This window comes from Nocardiopsis sp. NPDC006938, from assembly GCF_042869555.1.
Taxonomy (GTDB): domain Bacteria; phylum Actinomycetota; class Actinomycetes; order Streptosporangiales; family Streptosporangiaceae; genus Nocardiopsis.
The window spans coordinates 53019-64097 of record NZ_JBIAGA010000007.1; the positions used below are offsets into that span (position 1 = coordinate 53019).

9 protein-coding genes, 1 other RNA gene and 1 pseudogene are annotated in these 11079 nt (G+C 72.9%); 6 read left to right on the forward strand and 5 right to left on the reverse strand.

The annotated features are described in order from the left end of the window. Window positions 1–311 precede the first annotated feature (311 nt). Window positions 312–1607: an MFS transporter gene (locus ACFYL4_RS13060; protein WP_387518466.1), complete on the forward strand. Its 1296-nt coding sequence runs from the start codon at window positions 312–314 to the stop codon at window positions 1605–1607. 93 nt (window positions 1608–1700) lie between these two features. Here ACFYL4_RS13060 and ACFYL4_RS13065 read toward each other — a convergent pair whose 3' ends face one another. Next, entirely contained in the window at window positions 1701–2567 is an 867-nt protein-coding gene (locus ACFYL4_RS13065; RefSeq protein ID WP_357761603.1) for a deoxyribonuclease IV, read from the reverse strand. A 46-nt stretch (window positions 2568–2613) separates the two neighbouring features. After that, complete coding sequence (locus ACFYL4_RS13070; protein ID WP_357761600.1) at window positions 2614–3438, reverse strand: alpha/beta hydrolase; 825 nt, start codon at window positions 3436–3438, stop codon at window positions 2614–2616. A gap of 108 nt (window positions 3439–3546) precedes the next feature. Here ACFYL4_RS13070 and ACFYL4_RS13075 point away from each other — a divergent pair, with 108 nt between their 5' ends. The 4 genes from ACFYL4_RS13075 to rnpB all read left to right on the forward strand — a co-directional run bounded on the left by ACFYL4_RS13075 (window position 3547) and on the right by rnpB (window position 6313). Next, window positions 3547–4419, forward strand: coding sequence for a Nif3-like dinuclear metal center hexameric protein (locus tag ACFYL4_RS13075; protein WP_387518467.1), 873 nt, complete (start codon window positions 3547–3549; stop codon window positions 4417–4419). A gap of 77 nt (window positions 4420–4496) precedes the next feature. Then, on the forward strand, window positions 4497–5258 hold the full coding sequence (locus ACFYL4_RS13080; protein ID WP_357761594.1) for a C4-type zinc ribbon domain-containing protein: 762 nt from the start codon (window positions 4497–4499) through the stop codon (window positions 5256–5258). Next, a complete protein-coding gene (locus tag ACFYL4_RS13085; RefSeq protein WP_387518468.1) occupies window positions 5255–5914 on the forward strand; it encodes a histidine phosphatase family protein in 660 nt (219 codons plus the stop codon). The genes ACFYL4_RS13080 and ACFYL4_RS13085 overlap by 4 nt, the downstream gene beginning before the upstream one ends. Before the next feature lie 16 nt (window positions 5915–5930). Beyond that, an RNA gene (rnpB, locus tag ACFYL4_RS13090) (RNase P RNA component class A) lies at window positions 5931–6313 on the forward strand. A gap of 113 nt (window positions 6314–6426) precedes the next feature. On the opposite strand, the gene ACFYL4_RS13095 is transcribed toward rnpB, so the two are convergent. Continuing rightward, window positions 6427–7395 (reverse strand): peptidoglycan-binding protein, encoded by a 969-nt coding sequence (locus tag ACFYL4_RS13095; RefSeq protein WP_387518469.1) that lies wholly within the window; start codon window positions 7393–7395, stop codon window positions 6427–6429. 308 nt (window positions 7396–7703) lie between these two features. On the opposite strand from ACFYL4_RS13095, the gene ACFYL4_RS13100 reads away from it, so the two are divergent. Then, entirely contained in the window at window positions 7704–7853 is a 150-nt protein-coding gene (locus ACFYL4_RS13100) for a hypothetical protein (RefSeq protein ID WP_357761585.1), read from the forward strand. Here the strand turns inward: ACFYL4_RS13100 and ACFYL4_RS13105 are convergent. Together ACFYL4_RS13105 and ACFYL4_RS13110 are read right to left on the reverse strand one after the other, a co-directional pair. After that, window positions 7802–10168, reverse strand: coding sequence for a SulP family inorganic anion transporter (locus tag ACFYL4_RS13105; protein ID WP_387518470.1), 2367 nt, complete (start codon window positions 10166–10168; stop codon window positions 7802–7804). The two genes, ACFYL4_RS13100 and ACFYL4_RS13105, sit on opposite strands and share 52 nt — an antisense overlap. Window positions 10169–10482: 314 nt before the next feature. Further along, window positions 10483–11079, reverse strand: a pseudogene (locus ACFYL4_RS13110) (hypothetical protein); the annotation flags it as partial.

Below are 11079 nucleotides of genomic sequence, written 5' to 3' on the forward strand. Positions count from 1 at the left end.
TCCCGCCGACCTGACAGGCCCCGCTTACTCCGCAGGCCCCACGCACCCCACCGGCCTCGGCGTCCCGATCCCGCCGACCTGACAGGCCCCGCTTACTCCGCAGGCCCCACGCACCCCACCGGCCTCGGCGTCCCGATCCCGCCGACCTGACAGGCCCCGCTTACCCCGCAGGCCTCGCCAGCTCCACCGAAGGTCCCACCGGCCCCACACATCCGGTGAGCACCATCCGCGTGGCCGACCCCGTGTCCGCACCACCGACTCCACGCCACTGACCCCGGTGCCACCCGAACGCCACCCCCCTCAGGAGCGCCATGTCCACCGCACCCGCCACCCGAGGCGATCGCCTCGGCCCCGACTTCCACCGCTTCTGGGGCGCCGGGGCGTTCACCAACCTCGCCGACGGCATGCTCGCCGTGGCGCTGCCGCTGATCGCCGTCACCCTCACCCAGGACCCGCTCCTGATCGCCGGTCTGACCGCCGTGCGGTTCCTGCCCTGGCTGCTCCTGGCCCCGCTGTCCGGCGTGCTCATCGACCGGGTACACCGGATGCGCGCCATGGTGGTGTCGAACTCCCTGGCCGCCCTGGTCATGGTCGGCCTCGTCCTGACACTGGTCACCGGCCACCTGTCCCTCTGGGCCCTGTACGCCGCGATGTTCGCGGTCATCTGCTGCGAGACGGTGACCGACCCGGCCAGCCGGATCGCGGTGGTCCAGTTGGTCCCCGCACGCCTCCTGGACCGGGCCAACAGCAGGGTGGAGGGCGCTCGTCTGGTCGCCCAGGACTGTCTGGGCCGCCCGGTGGCCGGGTTCCTGTTCGCCGCCGGTGCCGCCGCTCCGCTCGCGGGCATCGCGGGGTCCTACGCCCTGTGCGTGCTGCTGCTGTGCGCCGTCCCGCTGGTGTGGCGGCGCCCGGTGCCCGAGGACGGCCCGGAGGTGGAACCGGCCGGTTCCGAGGGGTTCTGGCGTTCCACGGGCGAGGGCTTCCGCCAGGTCTTCACCGACCGCGTCCTACGAGGCAACATGCTCTGCAACGCGGGCATGATGGTCGGCGGGAACATGAGCGGAGCCGTGCTGGTGCTCTACGCGCAGAACGGCCTCGGGGTCTCCGCCGCCCTCTTCGGCGTCTTCTCGGCGTCGATGGCGATCGGCGGGATCTGCGGGGCCCTGGCGGCGGGCGCGATCATCACCCGGATCGGGCGGCGGGCCACGGTGCTCGGCGGCTACCTGGTGATGTCGGTCGGTCTCACGAGCGTGGCCCTGGTCGCTGACCCCTACTCGGCCTTCGCGTTCCTGACGGTGGCCGGGTTCTGCATGGTCGCCTCCAACATCGCCGCGGGACCGTACTACCAGGTCGTGGTCCCCGACGCGGTACGCGGCCGGGTTTCCGGGGTCACCCGCATGGTCGGTTGGGGCGCGACACCGATCGGAGCACTCGCGGGCGGGCTGCTCGGCCGGATCGACCTGGTGCTGCCCTTCTTCGTGGGCGGGGCGATCGCGATCGTCACCACCGTCCTCGCGTGGCGGGTCATCACCGAGACCGCGCGCCGTACCGACCGCGCCCTGGCCGACGCCGCCGAGAGCGAAGCACTCCCGACCGGGGCGGGGTGAGCGTTCGGGCCGCCCTGGGCCGCGACCGCGTTGCCGCGCCCCACGGCCCGGCCCCGGAACCGATGCTCGGGGACCGCGGCCGCGGGGCGGGGGTCAGGCCTCGGCGCGCAGCCTCTTGAGCGTCGCCACGTCCTCGGCGTGCGGTCCCTCCGGCCCGGGGGTCTCCACGGTGATGGGGACACCGGCGGTCACCGGGTGGCGGAACAGCTCCGCGAACGGCGCGGCACCGATGTGGCCCGCGCCGATGTTCTCGTGCAGGTCCCTCCTGCTTCCGCAGGGCGCCTTGGAGTCGTTGCCGTGGATCAGCCTGAGCCGGTCGGCGCCGACCACCTCACCGAAGCGGTCCAGGGTCTCGCGCATGCCCTCGACCGTCGAGATGTCGTGCCCGGCCGCGAACAGGTGCGCGGTGTCCAGGCACACGCCCACGTTCGAGTGCCAGTCCAGGGCGTCGAGGTAGGTGACGAGGTCGTCGACGGTGGCACACAGGACCTGTCCCTGACCGGCCATCGGCTCCAACAGCACCGGCGGGACGTCGTCACCGAGCCGCTCCAGCAGAGGGACCAGACGGGCCCGCACCCGCTCCAGCCCGGCCTCGCGTCCGCCCGAGACCGCCGAGCCGGTGTGCATCACCACGCCCAGAGCGCCGATCTGCGCGCCTCTGCGCAGGGCGTGCTCCAGGGAGACCATCGACTTCTCGCCGGTCTCCTCCTTGGGCGCCCCGGGGTTGATCAGGTACGGGGAGTGCACGAACACGGGAAGGTCCGTGCGCTCGCGCATCTTCGCGTCCTGCGCGGGATCGCCCGCGTTGGTCGCCCAGCCGCGCGGGTTGGAGACGAAGACCTGGACGGTCTCCGCGCCGATCTGCTCCGCGTACGCCAGGCCCTTGGTGGCCATTCCGCCCGCCACGGGCACGTGGGCGCCGATCGGGGAGCGGGGTCGCTTCTGTTCGGTGTCGTTCATCGGGACACCACTCTACGGGCGGACACCGGGTGAGCGCGGCAGGCGCTCAGAGTCGGTCGCGCACCTCGGTGAGCAGGGCGGGCAGCTCCCACAGGACGGTGACGTGACCGTGCCCGGGCAGCACGCGCAGTTCGGCGTCCGGGACCAGTTCGGCGGTGTGCCGAGAGTGGGCGATCGGCACCACGGTGTCCAGGTCCCCGTGCACCACCACGAAGGGAGCGCCGGCGTCGGCGGGGTCGAAGTCCCACGGGCGGCCCTGGACCCAGGTGTCCTGGGTGTAGCCGCCCACGCCCTGGGCGAAGGCCTCCTTCGACGACGCCCTGAGGTGGGGGAGGTCGCGCGTGGAGATCAGTTCGCGGTCGGGGTCGGGCCACTCGATCCCGTCCGCGTCCGCGAGGTGGCGCTCGCCCCACTCCAGGGCGGCCCGTTCGTCGGGTTGGCGCATCATGGCGCACTCCGACGCGGAGAAGCCCTCCCAGCTCGGCCCCCACGCGAAGTCGGTGACCCCGCCCAGGACGACCGTGCCCCCCACCCTTTCGGGCAGCAGGGCGGCCACGGCCACCCCGTACGGTCCACCGGAGGAGTGCGCCGCCACCAGGAACCGGTCGATGCCGAGAGCGTCGGCGAGCGCCGCGGTGTCGTCGGCCCAGTCCGCGCGGGTCCGGCCCGGGACCGGGGAGGAGCCCCCGTAGCCGGGGCGGTCGGCGGTGATCACACGGAGCCCGGCGGCGGCGAACTCCGCGTGCTGGTCGCCCAGGTTCCTCCGGCTCACCGGAGCGCCGTGCGCGTACAGGACGGCAGTGCCGTCCGGATCACCGATGTCGGTGAGGGCGACCGTGCGCCCGTGGAGTTCGACCGTGGTGTCGCGCATGACGTGTCCCCGCTCCGCTCGGTGTCCCCGAACGTTAGGCGGTCCCGGGCGCGTCCACAAGGAGGGCTGGTGGCCGGTGCGCGCTCGCGCGGCGGTGGCGTTAGTCTCGTGCCCGTGAGCACCTCGACCACACAGCCACTGACCCTGTCCGACGTCACCGCCGCCTTCGAGGAGGTCTACCCGCCCCGGTGGGCCGCCTCCTGGGACGCCGTCGGGCTGGTCTGCGGAGACCCCGCGCAGCCGGTGGAGCGGGTCCTGTTCGCGGTCGACCCCGTCGACGCCGTGGTCGACGAGGCCCTCACCTGGGGCGCCGACCTCATCGTCACCCACCACCCGCTCATGCTGCGCGGCGTCACCAGCGTGGCCGCCCACACCCCCAAGGGCCGGATCGCGCACCGCCTCATCCGCTCCGGGGTGGCCCTGTACACGGCGCACACCAACGCCGACACCGCCGCACCGGGGGTGTCCGACGCCCTGGCCCGCGCGGTCGGCCTCGACGGACCGCTGCGGCCGCTGGACCCCGACACCACCGACCCCGACGGGCGGCGCGGTATCGGCCGCGTCGGTGAACTGGACGAGCCGATGGTCCTGCGCGACTTCGCCGCCCGGGTGGCCCGGGGGCTGCCCGCCACCGCGGGGGGAATCCGGGTGGCCGGAGACCTCGACCGGCTGGTCACCAGCGTCGCCGTCTCCGGCGGAGCGGGCGACTCCCTGCTCGGCGCGGCCCGCGCCGCCGGAGTCGACGTCTACGTCACCTCCGACCTGCGCCACCACCCGGCCTCGGAGTTCGTCGGCGAACCCGGCGGGCCCGCGCTCGTGGACACCGCCCACTTCGCCAGCGAGTGGCCGTGGCTGGCGGACGGCGCCGCCCACCTGACCGACGCGCTCCGGCGCGCGGGCGGCCCCGATGGGGCTAACGTGGAGACCCGAGTGTCCACCACCGTGACGGATGCCTGGTCACGGACCTTCTCACACGTGTGACACCCCCGACCACCACAACTGCACAGGGCGCGGGCGGCCGCCACGGCCTCCCAACCGCGATTCCCAGGAGACCCCACGTGAAAGCCGAACCCGCCGCTCAGGCCAGACTCCTCGACCTCCAGGAGCTCGACACCCAGCTCCAGCGGCTGGACCACCGTCTGCGCGGCCTGACGGAGATCGCCGAGGCGGCCCGGCTCAAGGAGCGCGTCGACGCGATCGACGCCGAGCTGATCACCGCACAGACCCGCGCCTCCGACATCGCCCGCCACCAGCGCAAGGCCGAGGGCGACGTGGACCAGGTGCGCTCCCGCGCCGAGCGGGACACCCAGCGCCTGGAGTCGGGGCGGATCACCAACGCCAAGGAACTCCAGAACCTCCAGTCGGAGATCGTGTCGCTGGGCCGCCGCCAGGCCGAGCTGGAGGAGGTCGTCCTTGAGGTCATGGAGGAGGCCGAGACGGTCAACGCCGACGTCTCGCGCCTGACCGGTGAGCGGGAGGAAGCCGTCGCCCGGTTCACCGAGGTCACCGCGCGCCGGGACACCGCGGCCGCCGAGATCCAGTGGGACCGCGCCCGTGTCACCCAGGACCGCGAGCGGGTCAGCGCGGACATCCCCGCCGACCTCCTCGCCCTGTACGACAAGCTGCGTTCCCAGTACGACGGCGTCGCGGCCGCCCCGCTGCGGTACGGCCGCTGTAACGGCTGCAAGCTGGCGCTCAGCACCGTGGAGCTCAACGAGATCCGGGCCACCGCCGCCGACGAGGTCGTCCGCTGCGAGGACTGCCGCCGCATCCTGGTGCGCACCGAGGAGTCGGGGCTCAACGCCCCCGCGGCCGAATGAGCTGGGGCGCGCCGGACACCGAACCGACCCGCCTGGTGCTGCTCCGGCACGGACAGACACCGCTGTCGGTCGAGCGCCGCTTCGCGGGTCGGGGCGACGTCCCCCTCACCGAGGAGGGACACGCCCAGGCCCGGGCGTCGGCGCGGCGTCTGGCGGGGTGGGGGATCGACGCGGTGGTCTCCTCTCCGCTGTTGCGCACCCGGCAGACCGCCGGGTACACGGCGGACCTGCTCGGCCTCACGGTGGAGGAGGACGCCGGGTTCGTGGAGACCGACTTCGGCGCCTGGGAGGGGCTGACCTTCGCCGAGGCGCGCGAGCGCGACCCCGAGGGGATCGACCGGTGGTTGGCGGACCCGGAGGCCGGTCCGCCGGGCGGCGAGAGCTTCGCGGAGGTGGCCCGCCGGGTGGGTGAGGCCACCGACGCCCTGCTGGAGCGCCACCGGGGGCGCCGGGTTCTGGTGGTGAGCCACGTGACACCGATCAAGGTCACCGTTCAGCGGGCGCTGCTCGCGCCGATCGGCGCGCTGTACCGGATGCATCTGGACACGGCGTGCCTGACGGAGGTCGACTGTTACGCGGACGGGCCTCGGGTGGTGCGTTCGCTCAACGACACCGCGCACCTGCGCGGGTCCGCCGGACCCGCGCGGGACCGCTAGACTGGGCGCACGAGGGGGAGTCGGCCAGACGGTCGCGGACCCGCGCCCGGCGCGGGTTCGAGGAAAGTCCGGACTCCACAGGGCAGGGTGGTCGGTAACACCGACCCGGGGCGACCCGCGGGACAGTGCCACAGAAAACAGACCGCCACCGCTCGCGGTGGTCAGGGTGAAACGGTGGTGTAAGAGACCACCAGCGGCCGGAGTGATCCGGTCGGCTAGGTAAACCCCACCCGGAGCAAGGTCAAAAAGGGAACCCTCGGGTTCCCGCGCGGATGTTCGAGGGCGGCCCGCCCGAGTTCGCGGGTAGACCGCACCGAGGTCGTCGGCAACGGCGGCCCCAGATGGATGACCGTCCGGTCCCAGGACCGACAGAATCCGGCTTACCGGCCGACTCCCCCTCCTCTTCGCTTGTCGGCGGTCCCGCCTCACGGGCGTTCCTCGGCGGCCACCGGTTGCGGCGCGGCGCGCCCGCGGGCTCGGCCCCGGGTCCGGGCCGGGGCCGAGCGGCTCGCTCAGCCGACCAGGGCACGCCAGGTGATGGCCCCGGCCTCCCCGTCGACCACCAGGCGGTTGACGCGCTGGAACTCGCGCACGGCGGTGTTCATGACCGGGCCGAAGTTCCCGTCGACCGCCAGACCGGCGCTGCGCTTGTTCATCGCGACCTGGAGCCCGCGCACGTGGGAACCGTCGCGCACTCCCTGCTTGAGCTCGTACACCAGGTGGGGCCAGGTCTTGGGGCCGACCTGGCCGTCGGCGACCAGCCCCTTGCTCCGCTGGAAGCCCTTGACCGCGTTGACCGACGTGGGCCCGTAGTAGCCGTCGGCCACCAGGGACGTGCCGCGCTGGGTCATCAGGTGCTGGATGGCGGTGACCGTCACGCCCCGGGCCTCGGGGTCGATGCTCGACCACCCTCCGCCCAGGTCCACGCCCCGGTTGCGCATGAAGGGCACGGGGTTGGTGATGCCTCCCAGACGTCCGGTGTGGGTTTCGAAGTGCAGGTGGGGGCCGGTGACGTTCCCGGTGGCGCCCATGTCGGCGATGCGCTGGCCCGCGCTGACCCGGGCGTTGAGCGCCACCCGGTAGACGCTGAGGTGGCCGTAGTACGTGTACACGTTGCCGCCGTGGGAGATGACGATGGCCTCGCCGGTCCGGCCGGTGAGGCCGCCGCCCCAGGAGCGGCCGACCACGGTTCCGGCGGCCGCCGCGTACACGGCGGTGCCGGTGCTGTTGGTGACGTCCTGGCCCGCGTGGGTGCTGCCGCCCCGGGGAGCACCGTAGTGCCCGCCGTTGGGGAAGTAGCCCAGTGCCGGGTTGCACCATGAGGCGTTCATTGCCGAGGCGGCGTGGGCGGTGCCGCCCACGCCGGTCAGGGCCACGGCGGCTCCCAGTCCGGCGCCGAACAGCATGCGGCGCGACCAGGGGGAGGGGGAGGGTTCACCGGCGCGGGGGTCAGCGAGGGGCGCCGTGCAGGACTCGCACATCTGGTCTCCTGTGAAGGAACATGCCGAAGGAGCGGGGTAGTTGGTTGGTTTCCTTCGGTCCCCTGGAGAGTAAGGTGCCCGACCGGATTCGTACAGGGGGGATCGCGGCACTTTCGGGACGGCCGGCCCAGGTGCCGGACACCACGGGGACAGGGTCCCGAATCGTCACGGTGATAGCCGGATCGCCTTGTGGAGCGGTAGATTGACCCTTGCGCTCCGTACCCCGGAAAAGCCCGGAGCGCGAACGCCCTCGGGCCGACCGGGGTGGACGGCCCGAAGGCATCCGCGTTCACGGGAATGGGTGACTCTTGTTCGACTCCACCGCCTTCTGGGTGGTCCTCTTCGGCCTGCCGATCCTGGCGATCGTGGCGATCATCCTGCTCGCCACCTACCAGGCCTCAGGTGTTCAGCAGGACGGACGGGACGACGCACCCGACGACGACCCGTCCAACGACTGACCGGCCGCCGCGCCCGCACGCGGGTGCGGCACCGGCTCGGGCACGTCCTGGAGGTCCCGCACCGGGGAGAACTCCCCGGTCTCGGCGTCCAGCAGGTGCACCTTGGCGGTCTCCAGGTCGTAGTACATCCCGGACAGGGTGAGCTCGCCCGACTCCACCCGTTCGCGGACGACCGGGTACCCCATGAGGTTGCCGAGCTGCTCCACCACGTTGGCCTGGGCCAGGCGCCGCAGGGCCTCGGAGGAGGGAAGCCCCGCCAGCTCGCCGTGGTCGGCGCCGGTCCGGCGCAGGCTCGCGGAACCGTTGGCCAGCCAGCGGCGGATGTGTGTGCTCTCCTCCTCCGCCGGACCCTGGTGCGCCCCCTCGGTGAGGGCGCGCATGGCCCCGCAGTGGGAGTGCCCGCAGACCACGATCGAGGGCACCCGCAGGACGTTGACGGCGTACTCCACGGCGGCTCCGGCGGACCCGTCGGCGCTGTCGTGCGGGGGCACCAGGTTGCCGAGGTTGCGCAGGGTGAACAGGTCGCCCGGGCCGCTCGCGGTGATCAGGTTCGGCACCACGCGTGAGTCGGCGCACGTGACGAACAGGGCGGTCGGATGGTGGCGGTGGGAGAGGCGGCTCATCACCGAACGCATCTGGTCCGCGGTACTGGCGTGGTACTCGCGCGCTCCCGCGGTGAGCAGCCCCAGCGGGTGCACCGCCTGGTCGGCGCCGGACGGCTCCCGGCGCATGTCCCACGGGGCCCACCAACGCCCCTTGGGGATGGTCTTGGCCGCCGGGGCCGACCGGGTGGAGCTGCGTTCGTACCAGTTCTCGTGGACCTCGTCGATGTCGACGCTCCCGCCGGTGCGCTCGTGGTCCACCCGCCAGGCGTGGATGGCCTCGAAGGCGGCGTGGTCCATGAAGTCCACGTGCAGGTCCAGGTCGACGCTGGACCCCGCGGGGATGGTCCGCAGAACGTGTGCCAGGCGCGGCACCCCGAGGAAGGTGAGCGAGCCGTGGACGGCCACGTGCACCCGACCGGCGCGTTCTTCGGTGACCACGGTGAGCTTGGTCAGGCGGCGCAGGGCGACGATCATCGCCAGCGCGAAGCCGATGAAGACCCCCTCCAGCAGCCCGATGAACACCACGCCGGACAGGGTCACGAGGTAGACGCTGGCCTCGTGGTGCTTGCGCAGGTCGCGCAGGTGGGCCAGGGACACCATCTGCACGCCGATGAAGACGAGCAGCGCCGCCAGGGCGGGCATCGGGATCAGTTCGACCACGTGCGCGAAGAACGCGACGAACAGCAGAATCCACACACCGTGCAGGATCGTGGAGAGCGGGGAGCGGGCCCCGGCCCGCACGTTGGCGGTGCTGCGCACGATGACCCCGGCGATGGGCAGGCCGCCGAGCGCTCCGCTGACGGTGTTGGCGGCGCCCTGGCCGCAGAGCTCGCGGTTGAGCTGCACGCGGCGGCCGCTGTGCAGCCGGTCCACGGCGATGGCGGCCAGCAACGACTCCACACTGGCGACCATGGCCACCGCCGCCACTGCGAGGGCGACCCCGTGCCACTGGCCGGGCTCGGGCAGCATGGGCCCGTTCCAGGCGTCGGCCAGGGACGCGGGCAGGGCCACGGTCTCTACCTCCCAGCGGCCCAGGGTGGCGATGACGGTCGCGGTGCCCACCGCGACCAGGGCGGCCGGGATCATCCCGGGCCGGACCCTGCCGACGGCGGGCAGCCGGTTCCAGCCGAACATGATCGCGATGGTGATGACGCCGACCGCGACGGCGGCGGTGTGGTTGTGCGCGATCTGGTCGGGCAGGTCGGTGATGTTGGCCAGGGCCGAGCTCTGCGGGGCGCCGCCCAGGACCACGTGCAGCTGGGCCAGGGCGATGGTGACACCGACCCCCGCGAGCATGCCGTGCACGACGGCGGGCGACACGGCGAGGGCGGCCCGCGCGATGCGGAACGCCCCCAGGGCGAGCTGGACCAGTCCGGCCAGCAGGGTGATCAGGCAGGTGACCCGCCACCCGTAGGTCATGATCAGGTCGGCGACGATGATGGTGAGGCCGGCCGCGGGGCCGCTGACCTGCACCACCGATCCGCCGACGAGCCCGGCGACGATGCCGCCGACGACGGCGGCGATGATCCCGGCGATCAGTGGGGCGCCGGATGCTACGGCGATCCCCAGGGACAGGGGGACGGCGACCAGGAAGACCACGAGGGAGGCGCCGACGTCGGCGGCGACCCCCTTGCGATCCGTGTGGGTCCCGGGCCGTTCGGAGGTGGTCTCCGGCGGGCCCGGTGGTGCTCCCTGGGCGTCGTTGCGCATGGTTACTCCGTTCGGGTTGGACCAGGCAAGGCGTGTGCGCGGGCGCACGGGAACGGCAGTGTCCGAAACGGGGGGTACGTGGCTGCACGCGTGACGATGGCGGGACCGCGAAGGGTGCTCCGCCGATAACTAACTGTAGTCAATGAAGATGACTCTGTGTTACGGATTGTTGTGCTCTTGGTGGCCGTTTTCCGGACTTCACATGCCGGTGGTGACCAACGGGACGAAAAAAGCCGAGGTGGCGGGGTTGCCCGCCACCTCGGTGGTGTGAAGCGATGATCAGGGTGCCGACGGCTCCCTGCGAGGCCGTCGCCCTAGCGGAACCGGCCGTCCTCGTAGCCGCCTTCGTAGTGCTCCTGGCCGGGAGCGGGATGACCGTAGGGAGGCTGACCGTAGGGACCGGGGTCCGGCTGCTGACCGGGGCCGCCCCGGCCGTCGCCGACCTCGGGGGGTTGCGGCTGCCAACCGTCCACCGGCGGGTATCCGTAGTCCGGTTCGGGTCGCTGGGGGGAGAAACCTCCCTGGAGCGGGTCTCCCGGGGCGCCGTAGCCGCCCGGACGGGGCCGCTGTCCGTAGGGGTCTCCCGGCGTGGTGTGGCCCGGGAACGCGGTGGGGAGATCCCCGCGCAGCTGGTCCGCGGGGTAGGCGCCGGTCGGGTAGCCGGGGCCGCCGGGGGCCCCGGGGAAACCGGGCTGCCCCGAACCCTGTCCGCCGACCGGTCCGCCGGGAACCGGAGGGACCGCCGGTCCCTGACCGAAGGGGGAGGGTTGACCGGCGTGGCGTCCCGCGTCCGGGAGCGTGGACTGACCCGGCTGGCCGTACCCGGCCGTGTCGTCCTGGCCGCCCCACAGCGGCGGGTTGGCGCCGGACCCGCCGGGTGCGCCGTGGCCGGGTTGGCCGCCGGGTCCGTT

What these genes read in the sequence shown, in the direction of transcription:
- ACFYL4_RS13060 (WP_387518466.1), top strand. Translation starts at nt 312, where the DNA reads ATGTCCACCGCACCCGCCACCCGAGGCGATCGCCTCGGCCCCGACTTC.
- ACFYL4_RS13065 (WP_357761603.1), bottom strand. Translation starts at nt 2,567, where the DNA reads ATGAACGACACCGAACAGAAGCGACCCCGCTCCCCGATCGGCGCCCAC.
- ACFYL4_RS13070 (WP_357761600.1), bottom strand. Translation starts at nt 3,438, where the DNA reads ATGCGCGACACCACGGTCGAACTCCACGGGCGCACGGTCGCCCTCACC.
- ACFYL4_RS13085 (WP_387518468.1), top strand. Translation starts at nt 5,255, where the DNA reads ATGAGCTGGGGCGCGCCGGACACCGAACCGACCCGCCTGGTGCTGCTC.
- ACFYL4_RS13095 (WP_387518469.1), bottom strand. Translation starts at nt 7,395, where the DNA reads ATGTGCGAGTCCTGCACGGCGCCCCTCGCTGACCCCCGCGCCGGTGAA.
- ACFYL4_RS13105 (WP_387518470.1), bottom strand. Translation starts at nt 10,168, where the DNA reads ATGCGCAACGACGCCCAGGGAGCACCACCGGGCCCGCCGGAGACCACC.